The sequence below is a fragment of the Microbacterium sp. MYb66 genome (assembly GCF_002979435.1).
Taxonomy (GTDB): Bacteria; Actinomycetota; Actinomycetes; order Actinomycetales; family Microbacteriaceae; genus Microbacterium.
The window spans coordinates 609,890-625,998 of the sequence record NZ_PCOV01000001.1 but is presented as its reverse complement, the minus strand read 5'-3'; the positions used below and the strand labels follow the sequence as shown (position 1 = coordinate 625,998).

The window sequence follows — 16,109 nt, the reverse complement described above, 5'->3', positions numbered from 1 at the left end:
GTCCCGAGTCTACGGCTCTCCGTCGCTCTCCCCGCGGTGCGACCGGCAGCCCGCAAGCTGCCAGAGCCGCCTTCGTCAGAGGACTCCGGATGCCATCTCGGACGCGACCGCCCTCGGATCAGCCCAGGGTGTCTCGTACGCGGCCGGTTCGTCGGTCGGCCGTCCCCCGCCCGTGGTGGGGGCGCCAGAGTCGCCGCCTGTCTCGTCCGCCGCGACCGAGGAAGCACCGGTGTCGCCCATCGATGTGCGCGACTGGGGGCGATATGCCGTGGTCCCCCAACGCAGGTCGTGTCCGATCGCCTCGGCGTCGATGTCGACGCTCGTCCCGTGTTTGCCGTTGCTCTCCCAGTTGCGGATCTTGAGGCGTCCGGTGACGATCACACTGTCTCCCGTGCGCAGCGACGCTTTCGCGTGCTCGCCGAGCTGCCGGAACGCCGCGACGGAGAACCAATTGGTGCCTCCATCTGTCCACGCCTGCGTCGCTGTATCGAATCGTCGATGCGTACTGGCGAGGCGGAAGTTCGTGACCGGCACCCCGCTCCCGGTCTGGCTCTGGATCGGATCCGTGGCGACTCTCCCCACGATGGTCAACGTGTCGATCATGTGCTGTCCTCTCAACGACCGGAAATCCTCCGGGTCACATCAGCGTCGTCCACACCGACAGGCCCTCGGCGCCGCGCACGCGCAGTCGGTGGAGAGGTTGTTCAGCACAATGCCGGTGCAGAGAAAGCCCCGGTGGGATCGAGAGATCGATACGAATCCGAATGTCGGAGGTCGATCGTATGTTCGAGTCAGGAAGGAGCACCGATGTCCGACAGCCTGATCACCTCTCTGCCCGAAGTCCCGTTCGCGACGCCCCGACTCTCCTCTGCGCGGGAGCATCTCATCCGCGCCGCCGATCACCTCTGGCGGGTGCAGGACCGGAGAGAGCATGTGCTGGGCCACCTGCGGATCGTGGCGGATCCGCTCGGCCTCCGCTACCGCGCCGAGCGTCTGCACCTGGCCACCGGCGCATTCCGCATCATCGGCGAGTTCTGGTGCGTCGACGACGCCGTCGCAGCTCTTCGCCACTCATGACCTCGACGTGAACCGGGGATCTGCATGCGACTCGAGTCAAGACGGACATCGGTCGCGCGAGGTGCCCCCGGCAGGATTCGAACCTGCGACCAAGAGATTAGAAGGCTCCTGCTCTATCCCCTGAGCTACGGAGGCGCACCCATCTACCGTACCGCGGACCTGCCACCGCCTGCGATCGCGCATCCGCTGTCGATGTCGGGCCCGTCGATAGTATGGCGACATGGTATCTGCGTCCGAGAACGACCGTCTCGTATGGATCGACTGCGAGATGACGGGCCTCGACCTGGCGGTCGATGAGCTCGTCGAGATCGCGGTCGTCATCACTGATTTCGAGCTCAAACCCATAGATCCGGGTTTCCAGGTGGTGATCCGTCCCAACGCTGCCGCTCTCGAGCACATGAACGACTTCGTCACGAAGATGCACGAGACCTCCGGACTCATCCAGGAGATCCCTGGAGGCGTGTCCCTGGAAGAGGCCGAAGCCCAGACGCTCGCGTACATCCGGCGATTCGTACCGCTTGAGCGGAAGGCTCCTCTCGCCGGTAACACGATCGGCACCGACAGGATGTTCCTCGCGAAGTACATGCCTCAGGTCGATCAGTGGCTGCACTACAGGAACGTCGACGTCTCCAGCATCAAAGAGCTCTCGCGACGCTGGTATCCCAGAGTGTTCTTCCAGGCACCGGCCAAGGACGGTGGACACCGGGCGCTCGCCGACATCCTCGAGTCGATCCGAGAACTCCGTTACTACCGCGAAGCCGTCTTCGTGGATGAGCCGGGACCCTCCAGTGATGACGCGCGGGAGATCGCCGCCCGCACGGTGTCCGAGTTCACTCCGAACATGTAATAGACTCGTATGGTTGCCCGCTCCGGTGGGCACATGGTGGGTATAGCTCAGCTGGTAGAGCGCTGGCTTGTGGTGCCGGATGTCGCGGGTTCGAGTCCCGTTACTCACCCTCTTGAAGAAGGCCCGAATCAGATGATTCGGGCCTTCTTCGCATTCCGGAAGCGAGCGGTGGGGAGCTTCGTGAGCCCTAGACTGACGTGGTGTCACTCGCGGTCTGGTTCTCCCTGCTCACCGCATCCGTCGTGATCAGCTTCACCCCCGGTGCAGGCGCCATCAACACGATGTCGAACGCCATGAACCAGGGATGGCGACGGTCGATCTGGGGCATCATCGGCCAGCAGATCGCACTGATCGTCCACGTGGCCATCGTTGCAGCAGGAGTCGGTCTCCTCGTGTCGCGCTCGGAGTTCCTGTTCAACGGCATCCGCTACGCCGGCGCCGCTTATCTCGTGTTTCTCGGCATCCGCCTCATCCTCGCCAAGCCCGTCGTGGCCGTCGATGATGCTCCAGTCCTCATCGACTCCCGGGAGAGCCGCTGGTCCATGATCCGACGAGGTTTCTGGGTCAACCTGCTCAACCCGAAGGCGATCGTCTTCTTCCTGGCCTTCATCCCCCAGTTCATTCGTCTGGATGAGCCTCCGCTCCCCCAGTACCTGACACTCATCGCCACCGTGATCGTCGTGGACGTGATCGTGATGTGGGGCTTCTTCGCCGCGGCCGCCAGGCCGTTCCGCCGTCTCACGAGGACCGCCCGTGGACAACGTGTGCTCAACACCGTCTTCGGAGCACTGTTCATCGTCGTGGCCGGCATCCTCGTCCTCCTCCACTGAGTAGCCGCACGCCCCTAGGCTGGAGACGATGGACATGGATGCCGCTGCCTTCGAGGAACTCGTCATCGACGAGCTCGACCGACTGCCCGACGACATGGTCGAGGGGCTGGAGAACGTCGTGTTCGTCGTGGAGGACCGACCGGAAGACGGCACCCTCGACCTGCTCGGCATGTACGACGGGTTGGCACTCACGGAGCGCACCCAGTACGGGATGGGTGAGCTCCCCGACCGCATCGTCCTGTTCCGCGAACCTCATCTGGCGCAGTGCGAAACGCCCGAGGAGCTCCGCGACGAGGTCCACACCACATTGGTGCACGAGATCGCGCACTTCTACGGCATCGACGACGAGCAGCTGCACGAGATGGGGTGGGCGTGACGAGTCCCGCCGCTGTCCCCGATATCGAAGAGGTCACCGACCTCCACGCCGCGCCACTCGAGCCGTGGCAGGTCGTGGTGTGGAACGACCCGGTCAATCTGATGAGCTACGTGGTCCGTGTCTTCCGGACCTACTTCGGCTACTCCGTCGATCATGCGACCGCCCTCATGCTCGCCGTGCATCATGAGGGTCACGCGGTCGTATCCACCGGCCCTCGCGAGACGATGGAGGTCCACGCGCAGGCGATGCATGGCTTCGGTCTCTGGGCGACGGTCAGGAAGGCTCCATTGTGACCCGAGCACCGATCACGACCTCGATCACCCTGATCGAGGAGTTCCACCTCGCCCAATTGGTGGATGATTTTCTCGAGCTCATCGCCGACTCGCGGGACTCCGGTGATCCCGCCATCGATCGACTGACGCCGAGCCCGTATCCGGACGATCCGGACTCGGCGGGAGAGTTCGCACACAGCACGCGCGACGATCTCCTGGAACGACGCCTGATCGACGCTCGACGCGTCCGCGGTGCGCTCGGCGATTTCAGCGGGGGCTTCGATGCTCTCGAGCACGAGGCGCTCACGACCCGCGAGCTCGAGGTCGACGCGGATGACGTCGATTCCTGGCTCCGAACGCTCACCGCGATCCGTCTCGTGATCGCTACGCGGCTCGGGATCACGTCCGACGAGGAAGACGGCCTGGACGGCCGTCACGATGTCTACGACTGGGTCGGCTACCGTCTGGAACTACTCATCCAGGCCGCCGATGAAGCCGGAACCGGTCTGAACGGCTGAGGCTCTACGGAACGCGGATGATCCGCGTGGCGAGCCCCTGAGGGTCGTCCCTTTCCGTATGGCGTCGCTCCTGCGCAGCCCACCGATCCCAATGAGGACGGTAGGTATCACCATCCCGCGCCAGCGCCCGTGCCTTCCGCGCAGGTTCCGCGGAGTCCACCCAGATCCGGACATCGGCGAGTCCAGCGGTGGACGCACGAAGGATGCCGCTTCCCTCCACGATCATGCCGAGGGCGGGGTCGACAGCGTGACTCTCGGCTTCGGCCTGACGCTCCCAGTCCCAGCGTCGCCAGGTGCCGTGGAATCCACGGCCGTGCGGGCGGAGGATCCATTCGAGCGCGCGCTCGACGCCGTCGTCGAGCCCGTCCCATCCCGGGTAGATCGAATCGAGCGCGACGAGCTGCACATGGCCGGTCACCGGCCAGTGCTCCACGAGACGGGCGGCGAGTGAGGACTTGCCCGCGCCGCTTCCCCCATCGATCAGCACGACGGGATTCGCCGCCGCCACCTCACGAACGTCCTGCGAGATCAGAATCGCAGCGTGCTCCAACGCCGCCGCGACCGGATCCTCACTTCTTGAGGGCACGGATGATTCGCGCGAGTGCCCGTCCGGCGACCCAGACGAACGGCACAGCCACCACGATGAGCGTGACGATGTTCGGCTCGAAGCGCAGGCCCTCCTCGCGGCGGACGTACACGCCCACGGGCACGGAGACCCCGCCCCCGCCTCCGCCTTCGGCACCCTCTCCGCTTCCTCCGCCGAACCCCGAATAGGTGAAGGCGACAGGGGTGATGCTCACCCCGTCGACGTCTTGAGGTTCTCCGTACGCGCTCTTCACGCCGAAGTCCGCGGCCTGCTTCCCGAGTTCCAGTGCAATGTTCGGCATGCTCCCCACGGTAGTCGACGATCGCGCGACGCGTGGGATCAATTCACCCCGTGCGCCTTCGGATGCTGCGCAGCACCTCGTCCGTCTCCGCGTCCGATGTGCCGAGCGCGACTGATCGTCGCGTTGCCGAACCGAGCGACCGCCTCGTCGACCGCGCCCTCGACCCTGCGCCAATCCTCGTCGTCATCCCAGAGAGCGAGACCGCCACCGCCGGCAGGCCGCAGATTCTCCGCCCGCACGCCGACCAACCGCACAGGATCCCGCCGGTCGATCTGCTCGAACAGGGATTGCGCCGCTTCGCCGATGCGCTGCCCGACCGCCGTGGGCTCGCTCAACGTCTGGGAGCGATTGACCGTACGGAAGTCATCGAAGCGGATCTTGATCGCGACCGTCGATGCCTCCCAGTCGGCGCGCCGCAAGCGGGAGGCGACGCGATCCGCGAGCCTCAGCAGCTCGGCGCGCAGGAACGGACGATCGAGGATGTCGTGCTCGAAAGTCTCTTCGTGACCGATGCTCTTCTCCACACGCTCGGTGTCGACGGCTCGCGCATCTTCCCCGCGAGCGAGCTGCGCGAGGCGGGCGCTGAGGGCGGGCCCGACCGCTCGGTCGATCATCTCGCGCGGGGCGTCGCGCACGTCCTGTACCGTGCGGATGCCGCGGGCCTCCAGAGCCTCTGCCGCTTTGGGACCCACACCCCACATGGCGCGGACAGGTCGAGGCGCGAGGAAGTCGAGCGTGTCTTTCGCCGCGACGACCAGCATCCCGTCGGGCTTGGAGATCGTCGAGGCGATCTTGGCGACATGCTTGGTGGCCGCGACGCCCACACTGCAGGTGATGCCGACCTCCTCGAGGACGCGCTCACGGATGAGTTCCGCGATCTGCGCGGGGCTTCCCCACAGCCGGCGCACTCCGTGCACATCGAGGAACGCTTCGTCGACGGACAGCGGCTCCACCAGGGGCGTGAACGACTCGAAGATCGTCATCACCTGTCGGGAGACTTCCTGGTAGCGGTGGAAATGCGGGAGGACAATCCGTGCGGACGGGCACAGCCGAAGAGCCTGCGAGACCGGCATCGCCGCACGCACGCCGTATCGGCGGGCCTCGTAGGAGGCACTCGAGACGACCGAGCGGCCGTCCGGAGCCCCGATGATCAGCGGGAGACCTCGGAGGGTGGGGTCATCGAGCACCTCGACGGCCGCGTAGAACGCGTCCATATCGACATGGAGGATGCGCGTTCCGGTGTCGTCGGCGCCAGCGGACGAGACGATCCGCCCTCTGCCATCACCGTGTCCCATGCGACCATTCTCCCCCGGGTCTCGGACACGAGACCCGGGGACGCGCGCTACTGCGCAGCGCGCTCGAGAATGAGCTCACGGACGCGGGCCGCGTCGGCCTGGCCCTTCATGGCCTTCATGACGGCGCCGATGACGGCACCGGCCGCTTGCACCTTGCCGTCCTTGATCTTGGCCATCACGTCGGGCTGTGCGGCGAGGGCCTCGTCGATCGCGGCGATCAGCGCGCCATCGTCGGAAACGACCGCGAGCCCTCGTGCATCGACGACCTCCTGCGGAGTACCCTCACCCGCGATGACGCCTTCGAGTACCTGGCGCGCGAGCTTGTCGGTGAGCGTACCGGCGTCGACCAGCTGCTGGAGGGCAGCGACGTTCGCCGGGCTGATGAGCTCGGTGGCGTCCTTGTCCTGCGCGTTCGCGGTACGGGTGATCTCTCCGGTCCACCACTTACGTGCGGTGGCCGGAGTCGCGCCGGCAGCGATCGTCGCCTCGACGACCTCGAGCAGACCGCCGTTGCGGACGTCCTGGAACTCCAGGTCGGTGAAGCCCCATTCCGTCATCAGGCGACGGCGACGCGCGACCGGCTGCTCCGGGAGGGCGGCTCGCAACTCCTCGATCAGCTCTGCGGCGGGCTCTACGGGAAGCAGGTCCGGCTCCGGGAAGTAGCGGTAGTCGTCGGCATCCGACTTCGGGCGACCGGGCGAAGTAGTGCCGGTGTCCTCGTGCCAGTGCCGCGTCTCCTGCGTGATCGTCCCCCCGTCTGCGAGGATCTGCGCCTGACGCTGGATCTCGTAGCGCACGGCACGCTCGACCGAGCGCATCGAGTTGACGTTCTTCGTCTCGGTTCGGGTGCCGAGCGGCTCCACGGACTCACCCTCCGGCACGCGGCGACGCAGCGACACGTTCGCGTCGCACCGCAGGTTGCCACGTTCGAGACGTGCCTCGGAGATCCCGACTCCACGGACGATGTCGCGGATCGCCTGCACATAGGCCTTGGCGACCTCCGGTGCTCGGTGATCCGTACCGAAGATCGTCTTGGTGACGATCTCGACCAGAGGGACGCCCGCACGGTTGTAATCGACGAGCGAGTACTCGGCGCCCTGGATGCGTCCGGTCGCTCCGCCCATGTGGGTGAGCTTGCCGGCGTCTTCTTCCATGTGTGCGCGCTCGATCGGGATCGTGATGATCGTCCCGTCTTCGAGTTCGACCTCGACGGACCCCTCGTACGCGATCGGCTCGTCATATTGCGAGATCTGATAGTTCTTGCCGAGGTCCGGGTAGAAGTAGTTCTTCCTCGCGAACCGACTCGACTCGGCGATCGAGCACCCGAGGGCGAGTCCGAGGCTGATCGACGAGCGGATCGCCGTCTCATTCACGACCGGGAGCGAGCCCGGAAGACCCAGGTCGACCGGTGCGATCAACGTGTTCGGCTCTGCGGCGTGGTACGCCTCGTTCGCCGGGTTCGGTGCGTCCGAGAACATCTTCGTGTTCGTGTTGAGTTCGACGTGCACCTCGAAGCCGAGGACGGGCTCGAAGATCTCCAGCGCCTTGTCGAAGTCCATGAGCTTGGCGGTGGCCATCAGCGGTTCCCTCCTGCGAGCTGCGGTGCACGGGTCAGAAGCGGCGCACCCCACGAATCCACGAGCAGCGTCTCGAGCGCGGCGCCGACACGATAGAGGCGTGCGTCCTCCCGCGCCGGTGCGATGAACTGGATGCCGACAGGCAGTCCGTCGTCATCCGCCAGGCCGCTCGGGATGGAGATGCCGGGGACGCCGGCGAGGTTCACCGGGATCGTCGTGATGTCGTTGAGGTACATCTGCAGCGGGTCGTCGATCTTCTCGCCCAGCTTGAACGCCGTGGTCGGCGCCGAGGGCGTCGCGATGACGTCGACCTCGGCGAACGCGTTCGCGAAGTCCTGCTGGATGAGTGTGCGGACCTTCTGCGCGCTGCCGTAGTAGGCGTCGTAATACCCGGCGGAGAGCGCGTAGGTTCCCAGGATGATGCGGCGCTTGACCTCGTCGCCGAAACCGGCGTCGCGAGTCGCCGACATGACATCCTCGACCGTCGGGTTGCCGTCGGGTGTGACCCGGAGGCCGAAGCGCACGGAGTCGAACTTCGCGAGGTTGCTCGAGGCTTCCGCGGGGAGGATCAGGTAGTAGGCGGCGACGCCGTACTCGAAGTGCGGGGCACCGATCTCGACGATCTCCGCTCCCTGCGCCTCCATGAGCGCGAGGGCGCTGCGGAAGGAGGTCGCGACGCCCGGCTGGAAGCCGCTGTCGGGCAGCTCGCGAATGACGCCGACCTTGAGGCCCTTGAGCACGTCGCCGCGCGCGCCCTCGCGGGCGGCCTCGGCGAATGAGGGCCACTCGTCGCGCAACGAGGTGGAGTCCTTCGGGTCGTGTCCGCCGATGGCGTCGTGCAGCAACCCGGAGTCGAGGACGGTCCGGGAGACCGGGCCGACCTGGTCGAGGCTGGAAGCCAGCGCGATCGCACCGTAGCGGCTGACTCCGCCGTAGGTCGGCTTCACGCCCACCGTTCCGGTCACATGAGCGGGCTGACGGATCGATCCGCCCGTATCGGAACCGAGCGCGAGCGGTGCTTCGAAGGCGGCGACGGCGGCAGCAGAACCGCCGCCCGATCCACCGGGGATCCGGTCGAGGTCCCAGGGGTTGCGTGTGGGACCGTAGGCCGAGTGCTCGGTGGATGACCCCATGGCGAACTCGTCCATGTTGGTCTTGCCCAGCGGGATCATCCCCGCAGCGCGCGAGCGTGCGACGACCGTTGCGTCGTACGGCGACCGGTAGCCCTCGAGGATTCGTGAGCCGCTGGTGGTCGGCTGATCGGTCGTCACGAGCACGTCCTTGATCGCGAGCGGCACGCCCGCGAGCGGTCCGAGCGCCTCGCCGGCGGCACGACGTGCATCGATCGCCGCAGCGGCTTCGAGCGCGCCCTCGTTGACGTGCAGGAAGGCATGTACGTCTCCGTCGACGGCGGCGATGCGGTCGAGGTGCGCCTGCGTCGCCTCGACGCTCGACACGTCTCCCGACGCGAGCTTCGCGGCGAGATCCGCCGCGTCCAGCCGGATGATGTCGCTCACTGCTCTTCTCCCAGGATCGCGGTGACTCGGAAGCGGCCATCGGCGGCGTCCGGGGCGTTCTGCAGCACCTGCTCGTGCGTGAGCGTCTGCCCGACCACGTCGGGCCGGAACACGTTGCTCAGCGGAATCGGATGGCTCGTCGCGACGACATCCGCCTTAGCGACCTCCGAGACCTTCGCGATGTTGTCGACGATGGCGTCGAGCTGGCCCGTGAGCCGCGACACCTCGTCATCGTTCAGCTGGATGCGTGCGAGCACACCGAGATGGCGCACGAGTTCAGGGGTGATTTCAGACACTCCCCCAGTCTAGTTGGCGTGCTCGGAGCTCCCCCGCCCTGTTCTTCGTCCGGCCTATGCTGGGCGGGTGAGCACGTTCCTGCCCCCACGTCCCTGGGTCGCCAGTTATGCAGCCGGAGTTCCGGAAGATCTCTCTCCTGTGGAGGGCTCTCTGATCGACATCGTCGCCGCATCGGCACGGGACTACCCCGACGCCCCCGCACTGCAGTTCTTCGGCCGAGAGACCACCTACCGTGAGCTGCAGGACGCTATCGATCGCGCCGCCACCGGCCTCCGCGACCTCGGTGTGCGCGCCGGCGATCCTGTCGCGATCGTGCTGCCGAACTCGCCGCAGCACATCGTGGCCTTCTACGCCGTACTCCGGCTCGGGGCCGTCGTGGTCGAGCACAATCCCCTCTACACCCCGCGTGAGCTTCGCAAACAGTTCGAGGACCACGGCGCGAAGCACGCGATCGTCTGGAACAAGGTCGTCTCCACCGTGCAGGAGTTCCCCGCCGACCTGGCAGTGACGAACCTCATCTCGGTCGACGTCACCCGTGCGATGCCGTTCCTCACCCGGTTCGCGCTACGGCTCCCGGTGGCGAAGGCTCGGGAGTCGCGTGCTGCTCTCACGGAGAAGGTGCGCGGCACGGTCCCCTGGGACTCGCTCGTGACCTCCGCGCCGATCCCGGCGTCGCATCCTCAACCGGGCACCGACGACCTCGCGATCATCCAGTACACCTCGGGCACCACGGGGACGCCGAAGGGGGCCTCTCTCACGCATCGCAACCTGCTCGCCAACGCGGCGCAGGCGCGCGCCTGGGTGCCTTCGATCCAGCGCGGCAGGGGCTGCGTCGTGTATGCGGTGCTCCCGATGTTCCACGCGTACGGGCTCACTCTCTGCCTCACCTTCGCGATGTCGATGGGCGCAAGGCTGGTGCTGTTCCCCAAGTTCGATCCCGATCTGGTGCTCGACGTCGTCAAGAAGCACCCCGCGACGTTCCTGCCGCTGGTGCCTCCGATAGCCGACCGCCTGCTCGCGGCGGCGAACGCGAAGGGCGTGTCACTCGACGGCATCGAGGTCGCGATCTCGGGGGCGATGGCACTCCCGCACGAGTTGGTGGTTCCGTTCGAGAAGGCCACGAACGGCTACCTCGTCGAGGGCTACGGATTGAGTGAGTGCTCGCCGGTCCTGATGGCCAACCCCGTCGCCGACACCCGCGTGCCCGGAACCGTCGGGCTGCCTCTGCCGGGCACCGAATGCCGCGTGGTCGATCCCGAGAACCCGAGCGCTGATGTGCCCGCCGGATCCGCGGGCGAGCTCGTGGTGCGAGGCCCTCAGGTCTTCACGGGCTACTACGGAAAGCCGGAGGAGACCGAAAGAGCCTTCGTTGACGGCTGGTATCGCACCGGTGACATCGTCACGATCGACGACGCCGGCTTCGTCCGCATCGTCGACCGCATCAAGGAGCTCATCATCACGGGCGGATTCAACGTGGCTCCCACCGAGGTGGAGAACGCCCTACGCCAGCACCCGCAGGTGGCGGATGCTGCGGTCGTCGGCCTGCCGAGCGACCACTCGGGCGAAGAGGTCGTCGCTGCGATCGTCGTCGACGCAGGAATCGATGTCGACGTGGAGGCCATCCGCGAGTTCGCCCGGAGCATCCTCACTCCGTACAAGGTCCCACGTCGGATCTTCGTGGTCGACGAACTCCCCAAGTCACTGATCGGGAAGGTGCTCCGGCGCCAGGTGAAGGAGAAGCTGGTCTCGCTGACGACCGGCGCCTGAGGACGCCCTCACAGGCGCGGACAGCCGTCGCGCGCTACCCTTGGGAAGTGACCCCTGAAGATGCAGCACTGACCGACGCCCCCGAGGACTCCCCCGCGACCCCCGGATTCGAGGAGCTCGGCATCACCGGGCCCGTCCTCAAAGCCATTAAGGATCTCGGTTACGAGACCCCGTCGCCCATCCAGGCGGCCACCATTCCCACGCTTCTCGCCGGCCGCGATGTCGTCGGTATGGCGCAGACCGGCACCGGCAAGACCGCGGCCTTCGCGCTCCCCGTGCTCGAGCGCCTCGACGTCTCGCAGAAGACCCCGCAGGCCCTCGTGCTCGCCCCCACCCGCGAACTCGCGCTCCAGGTATGCGAGGCCTTCGAGTCGTACGCCTCCAAGATGAAGGGCGTGCACGTCCTCCCCGTGTACGGCGGGCAGGGCTATGGCGTGCAGCTGTCGGCGCTGCGTCGCGGCGTGCACGTGATCGTGGGCACGCCAGGCCGCATCATGGACCACCTCGCCAAGGGCACGCTCGACCTCTCGCAGCTGCAGTACCTCGTGCTCGACGAGGCGGACGAAATGCTCAAGATGGGCTTCGCCGAGGACGTGGAGCAGATCCTCGCGCAGACGCCCGAGGAGAAGCAGGTCGCCCTGTTCTCTGCGACCATGCCGCCCCAGATCCGCCGCCTTGCGCAGAAGTACCTGCGTGAGCCGGAAGAGATCAGCATCAAGTCGAAGACCGCCACCGGAACGAACATCACTCAGCGCTACCTCGTCGTGTCGTACGCGCAGAAGGTCGACGCCCTCACCCGGATCCTCGAAGTCGAGAACTTCGACGGGATGATCGTCTTCGTCCGCACCAAGAACGAGACCGAGACCCTGGCGGAGAAGCTCCGGGCGCGCGGCTACTCCGCCGCCGCGATCAACGGCGACGTCCCGCAGGTGCAGCGCGAGCGCAGTGTCAACCAGCTCAAGGACGGCAAGCTCGACATCCTCGTCGCAACCGATGTCGCGGCCCGTGGACTCGACGTCGAACGCATCAGCCATGTCATCAACTTCGACATTCCGACGGACACCGAGTCGTATGTGCACCGCATCGGACGCACGGGACGCGCCGGCCGCTCGGGTGACGCGATCAGCTTCATCACTCCGCGCGAGCGCTACCTGCTGAAGCACATCGAGAAGGCGACCCGTCAGCAGCCCGCCCAGATGCAGCTGCCCAGCACCGAAGACGTGAACACGACTCGTCTGAACCGCTTCGACGACGCGATCACGACCGCGCTTTCGGAGACCGGCCGCATCGAGGCCTTCCGCGACATCGTCGCGCACTACGTCCGCCACCACGATGTGCCTGAGGGCGACGTGGCTGCGGCTCTGGCAGTCGTCGCACAGGGTGACAAGCCGCTGCTCCTCGACCCGGCCAACGATCCCCTCACCAGGGCCGTCGAAGCCGACAACCGTCCGCAGCGGGAGCGCGCGGCGCGGGATTCGCGCGAACCGCGCGAGCCGCGCACGGAACGGCGCGGCCGCGGCGACTACGCGGCGTACCGCATCGAAGTCGGGCGTCGGCACCGCGTCGAGCCCCGTCAGATCGTCGGAGCGCTCGCGAACGAAGGCGGGCTCGGCCGCGACGATTTCGGGGCCATCAACATCCGTCCTGACTTCTCGATCGTCGAGCTGCCCTCCAACCTCGACCCGGCAGTCCTCGAGAAGCTGCGTGACACGCGGATCTCCGGTCGCCTGATCGAGATCAAGCCCGATCGCGGACCCGGCGGCGCTCGACGCAGCGGCCCGCGCGAAGGCAGCCGCGACTCCGGCGACCGCTATGAGCGCCCTGCCCGGCGGGACAGCGCCGACCGGCCCGCACGCGGCGACCGGGACGAGAAGCCGTTCCGGAAGCCCCGTCACAAGAGCTGAGGACGAGGGGACGTTGAGCGACCGGTGATGCCCAGCCGATCGGCCGCTCAGCGCTCCGTCATGCGTTCCGACTGAGACAGCCCCCGGTTTCCGAGGAGTTTCTCGCTGACGCTAGACGGAAGAGCGCGCGAGTTGTGCAGCGATGTCGATCAGCGGCTCGGGACGCCGGAGCAGGGCTCGCTGAGCAGGATTCGCGATGAGGTGGGCAAGCAGCCGGTGCGCACCGACCACGGTCGGCGACCAGTAGCCGCCGACATGGTGACGGCTCAACGGCACGTTCCGTGGGGTGCCGTCCACCGTTACTCTGACGGAGCCGTCGTCAGGTTCGACACCCGGATCCGTCAGCATCACCGCAGTGAGCGCGCCGAGCACGACCGTACCGACCAGGCCCGGCAGCCGGAACCGCGTGGTCGGGACGTCGAGCACGATCTCCTCGACGCGGTCCCATGGAAGGATTCCGCGACTCTCGACACCTTCGCGCACGATCACCGCTTCCGGCGTCAACCGAAGGTGATTCCGACCGGGGTCGCCCACGGCCAGCGCATCTGTGACGGCGATCAAAGGTCCATAGCGGTTCACGACCCGTCGCTCGCCGCGGTGAGTGCATCGGGGCCCTCGGTCACGAGCACGTGGAACTGGGCGGCATCGAGGATGCGGATGCCCAGCTCTTCGGCTTTCGCGAGCTTCGACCCGGCTCCCGGACCGGCCGCGACGAAGTCGGTCTTCTTCGACACGCTCGACGCCGACTTGCCGCCGGCCTGGATGATCGCCTCCTGTGCGCCGTCTCGCGTGTAGCCGTCGAGAGAGCCGGTGGCGACGACGGTCAGGCCATCGAGCACGCCTCCTGCGGCGACGGCGGCACCAGGCCCCGGGTGCCCCGGCGTCGCCCACTGCACACCTGCCAGAGCCCACTGCTCGATGATCTCCTGATGCCAGTCCACGTCGAACCAGGCGAGCAGCGAGTCGGCGATGATCCCGCCCACGCCCTCGACCGCGGCGAGCTCTTCGCGCGAGGCGGCCCGGATCGCGTCGAGAGAACCGAACCACTGCGCCAGTGCTCGGGCGGCGACGGGGCCGACGTGACGGATGTTCAGGGATACGAGCAGCCGCCACAGTTCCTTCGTCTTCGCCTTCTCCAGCTCCGCGAGGAGCGTCAGTGCTTGAGAGGAAGGCTGCGGTCCTTCGAGGCCCGACTTCTTCTCGGTCGCGGTGGGATTGCGGCGGAACGGTGCGCGGGTCTTGACGAGGCCGTCCTCATCTTCCTTCGGGAGCCCCGTCTCGGCGTCGCGCACGAAAAGCTCGATCGGCACGAGCTGCTCGAGCGTGAGGGCGAACAGACCGGCTTCCGTCTCCAGCGGTGGCACGGCCGGCGACGTGGGTTGTGTCAACGCCGCTGCGGTGACCTCTCCCAGCGCCTCCACGTCGAGCGCGCCTCTGGAGCCGATGTGCTCCACTCGACCTCGGACCTGCGCCGGGCAGGAGCGGGCGTTGGGGCAGCGGAGGTCGATGTCGCCCTCCTTCATCGCGCGAAGAGGGGTCCCGCATTCCGGGCAGTCGACCGGCATCACGAACTCCCGCTCACTGCCGTCGCGCTTCTCCACCACCGGGCCGAGGACTTCGGGGATCACGTCTCCGGCTTTGCGCAGCACGACGGTGTCGCCGATGAGGACGCCCTTCGCCTTGACGACGTCTTTGTTGTGCAGCGTGGCCTGTCGCACGACGGATCCGGCGACATGAGCAGGCGCCATCACCGCGAACGGTGTGGCCCGCCCCGTGCGTCCGACCGAGACGACGATGTCGAGGAGTTTCGTCTGCACCTCTTCAGGCGGGTATTTGTAGGCGATTGCCCAGCGTGGTGCGCGGCTGGTGGCGCCGAGCTCATCGTGCAGCTCGAGCTCATCCACCTTGACGACGATGCCGTCGAGCTCGTGCTCGATGTCGTGCCGGTGAGCTCCGAAATGCTCGACGAAAGCCACGACCTCGTCGATCGTGTGGCAGACCTCGGTGTGCGGACTCGTGGGCAATCCCCACTCCGCGAGCAGGTCATACACCTCGCTCTGCGCCGAGACCGGCGGGTTGGTCCAGGCGCCGATGCCGTGCACGTAGAGGGCCAGGGACTCGATGCGGAGCAGCCCGGCCTCGAGCTCGAGCCCGTCCTTCTTGTCGATCTGCTGACGGAGCCCGCCGCTCGCCGCATTGCGAGGATTCGCGAAGGAGGGGAAACGGCGAGCGGCCGCCGTGCGTGCCTTCTCGTCGTCGAACGGTTTCTTGGCCCCTGCGCGGGCCTCCCAGCGTGCGCGAGCATCGGCATAGGCCCGGTCGCGGAACGCGGCCTGTGCGGCATTGAGCCGCTCGAATGCCGCGACCGGGATGAACACCTCGCCGCGCACCTCGACGATCGGCGGGTGCCCCTCCCCGACGAGACGGGCGGGGATCTCCGCGAGGCGCAAGGCGTTCTCCGTGACGATCTCGCCGACGCGGCCGTCGCCTCGGGTCGCCGCCGACGTCAGGACGCCGTTCTCGTAGCGGAGGTTGATGGCGAGACCGTCGATCTTCAACTCGGTGAGCCAGGCGACCTCGCGCCCCGCGGCAGCCCTCGTCTTCGCGGCCCACTCCCGCAGCTCGTCGATGGAGAAGACGTTGTCGAGACTCAACATGCGTTCGGCGTGCTCGATGGTCACGAGTCCTGTCGCCTCGGCGGCGCCGACCATCTGCGTGGGCGAGTCCTGCCCCTGGAGTTCCGGGTGCAGGCGCTCGATCTCCTCGAGACGACGCATCCATCCGTCGTACGTGGCGTCGTCGACGAGCGATGTGTCCCGACCGTAGTAGGCATCCTTCGCGTCGAGGATGCGAGCGGTCAGCTCATCGGCTTCGGTTCGGGCGTCTTCCAGCGAGATGTTCTCCGGCACTCCGCCAGTCTACGAGCGGGAGCCGACATCGTCAGC

17 protein-coding genes and 2 tRNA genes are annotated in these 16,109 nt (G+C 67.0%); 9 read left to right on the top strand and 10 right to left on the bottom strand.

Annotated features, from left to right (window positions below; translation table 11 throughout):
• Positions 1-75: 75 nt before the first annotated feature.
• On the bottom strand, positions 76-603 hold the full coding sequence (locus tag CQ045_RS02975) for a single-stranded DNA-binding protein (RefSeq protein WP_258130932.1): 528 nt from the start codon (positions 601-603) through the stop codon (positions 76-78).
• Between the two features lie 204 nt (positions 604-807).
• Between CQ045_RS02975 and CQ045_RS02970 the strand changes: the two genes are divergently transcribed.
• A complete protein-coding gene (locus tag CQ045_RS02970; protein WP_105721171.1) occupies positions 808-1,077 on the top strand; it encodes a hypothetical protein in 270 nt (89 codons plus the stop codon).
• Between the two features lie 62 nt (positions 1,078-1,139).
• Here the strand turns inward: CQ045_RS02970 and CQ045_RS02965 are convergent.
• Positions 1,140-1,212, bottom strand: a tRNA-Arg gene (locus CQ045_RS02965).
• Positions 1,213-1,297: 85 nt separating this feature from the next.
• On the opposite strand from CQ045_RS02965, the gene orn reads away from it, so the two are divergent.
• The 6 genes from orn (at position 1,298) to CQ045_RS02935 (ending at position 3,920) form a co-directional block, all read left to right on the top strand.
• Complete coding sequence (gene orn / locus CQ045_RS02960) at positions 1,298-1,924, top strand: oligoribonuclease (RefSeq protein ID WP_105721170.1); 627 nt, start codon at positions 1,298-1,300, stop codon at positions 1,922-1,924.
• Between the two features lie 36 nt (positions 1,925-1,960).
• Positions 1,961-2,033: transfer RNA gene (locus tag CQ045_RS02955), tRNA-His, on the top strand.
• 91 nt (positions 2,034-2,124) lie between these two features.
• Positions 2,125-2,754 carry a LysE family transporter gene (locus CQ045_RS02950; RefSeq protein ID WP_105721359.1) on the top strand — a complete coding sequence of 210 codons (630 nt, stop codon included), beginning with the start codon at positions 2,125-2,127 and terminating at the stop codon, positions 2,752-2,754.
• Between the two features lie 28 nt (positions 2,755-2,782).
• Complete coding sequence (locus CQ045_RS02945) at positions 2,783-3,130, top strand: metallopeptidase family protein (protein WP_105721169.1); 348 nt, start codon at positions 2,783-2,785, stop codon at positions 3,128-3,130.
• Positions 3,127-3,423, top strand: coding sequence for an ATP-dependent Clp protease adapter ClpS (clpS, locus tag CQ045_RS02940; protein WP_181156418.1), 297 nt, complete (start codon positions 3,127-3,129; stop codon positions 3,421-3,423). Before CQ045_RS02945 ends, clpS begins: the two co-directional genes overlap by 4 nt.
• A complete protein-coding gene (locus CQ045_RS02935; protein ID WP_105721167.1) occupies positions 3,420-3,920 on the top strand; it encodes a DUF2017 family protein in 501 nt (166 codons plus the stop codon). Before clpS ends, CQ045_RS02935 begins: the two co-directional genes overlap by 4 nt.
• A 4-nt stretch (positions 3,921-3,924) precedes the next feature.
• Here CQ045_RS02935 and CQ045_RS02930 read toward each other — a convergent pair whose 3' ends face one another.
• The 6 genes from CQ045_RS02930 to gatC are packed head-to-tail and all read right to left on the bottom strand — an operon-like array spanning position 3,925 to position 9,492.
• Complete coding sequence (locus CQ045_RS02930; protein ID WP_105721166.1) at positions 3,925-4,506, bottom strand: hypothetical protein; 582 nt, start codon at positions 4,504-4,506, stop codon at positions 3,925-3,927.
• The gene (locus CQ045_RS02925) at positions 4,490-4,807 is read right to left on the bottom strand and encodes a hypothetical protein (protein ID WP_105721165.1); all 318 of its coding nucleotides are present in this window, start codon (positions 4,805-4,807) and stop codon (positions 4,490-4,492) included. The genes CQ045_RS02930 and CQ045_RS02925 overlap by 17 nt, the downstream gene beginning before the upstream one ends.
• Before the next feature lie 38 nt (positions 4,808-4,845).
• Positions 4,846-6,102, bottom strand: coding sequence for a DNA polymerase IV (dinB, locus tag CQ045_RS02920; protein WP_105721164.1), 1,257 nt, complete (start codon positions 6,100-6,102; stop codon positions 4,846-4,848).
• A 47-nt stretch (positions 6,103-6,149) separates the two neighbouring features.
• A complete protein-coding gene (gene gatB, locus CQ045_RS02915; protein WP_105721163.1) occupies positions 6,150-7,679 on the bottom strand; it encodes an Asp-tRNA(Asn)/Glu-tRNA(Gln) amidotransferase subunit GatB in 1,530 nt (509 codons plus the stop codon).
• Positions 7,679-9,196 carry an Asp-tRNA(Asn)/Glu-tRNA(Gln) amidotransferase subunit GatA gene (gene gatA / locus CQ045_RS02910; RefSeq protein WP_105721162.1) on the bottom strand — a complete coding sequence of 506 codons (1,518 nt, stop codon included), beginning with the start codon at positions 9,194-9,196 and terminating at the stop codon, positions 7,679-7,681. The genes gatB and gatA overlap by 1 nt, the downstream gene beginning before the upstream one ends.
• Positions 9,193-9,492: an Asp-tRNA(Asn)/Glu-tRNA(Gln) amidotransferase subunit GatC gene (gene gatC / locus CQ045_RS02905; RefSeq protein WP_105721161.1), complete on the bottom strand. Its 300-nt coding sequence runs from the start codon at positions 9,490-9,492 to the stop codon at positions 9,193-9,195. Before gatC ends, gatA begins: the two co-directional genes overlap by 4 nt.
• 67 nt (positions 9,493-9,559) lie before the next feature.
• On the opposite strand from gatC, the gene CQ045_RS02900 reads away from it, so the two are divergent.
• Together CQ045_RS02900 and CQ045_RS02895 are read left to right on the top strand one after the other, a co-directional pair.
• Positions 9,560-11,260 (top strand): long-chain-fatty-acid--CoA ligase, encoded by a 1,701-nt coding sequence (locus CQ045_RS02900; protein WP_105721160.1) that lies wholly within the window; start codon positions 9,560-9,562, stop codon positions 11,258-11,260.
• Between the two features lie 47 nt (positions 11,261-11,307).
• Positions 11,308-13,164, top strand: coding sequence for a DEAD/DEAH box helicase (locus CQ045_RS02895; RefSeq protein ID WP_374955006.1), 1,857 nt, complete (start codon positions 11,308-11,310; stop codon positions 13,162-13,164).
• Between the two features lie 111 nt (positions 13,165-13,275).
• Here CQ045_RS02895 and CQ045_RS02890 read toward each other — a convergent pair whose 3' ends face one another.
• On the bottom strand, positions 13,276-13,743 hold the full coding sequence (locus CQ045_RS02890) for a hypothetical protein (RefSeq protein WP_146115175.1): 468 nt from the start codon (positions 13,741-13,743) through the stop codon (positions 13,276-13,278).
• Positions 13,740-16,073 carry an NAD-dependent DNA ligase LigA gene (ligA, locus tag CQ045_RS02885; protein ID WP_105721158.1) on the bottom strand — a complete coding sequence of 778 codons (2,334 nt, stop codon included), beginning with the start codon at positions 16,071-16,073 and terminating at the stop codon, positions 13,740-13,742. The genes CQ045_RS02890 and ligA overlap by 4 nt, the downstream gene beginning before the upstream one ends.
• Positions 16,074-16,109 lie beyond the last annotated feature (36 nt).

Coding starts and splice junctions, on each gene's coding strand:
- CQ045_RS02975 (WP_258130932.1), bottom strand. CDS start 603: ATGATCGACACGTTGACCATCGTGGGGAGAGTCGCCACGGATCCGATC.
- CQ045_RS02970 (WP_105721171.1), top strand. CDS start 808: ATGTCCGACAGCCTGATCACCTCTCTGCCCGAAGTCCCGTTCGCGACG.
- orn (WP_105721170.1), top strand. CDS start 1,298: ATGGTATCTGCGTCCGAGAACGACCGTCTCGTATGGATCGACTGCGAG.
- CQ045_RS02945 (WP_105721169.1), top strand. CDS start 2,783: ATGGACATGGATGCCGCTGCCTTCGAGGAACTCGTCATCGACGAGCTC.
- CQ045_RS02925 (WP_105721165.1), bottom strand. CDS start 4,807: ATGCCGAACATTGCACTGGAACTCGGGAAGCAGGCCGCGGACTTCGGC.
- dinB (WP_105721164.1), bottom strand. CDS start 6,102: ATGGGACACGGTGATGGCAGAGGGCGGATCGTCTCGTCCGCTGGCGCC.
- gatB (WP_105721163.1), bottom strand. CDS start 7,679: ATGGCCACCGCCAAGCTCATGGACTTCGACAAGGCGCTGGAGATCTTC.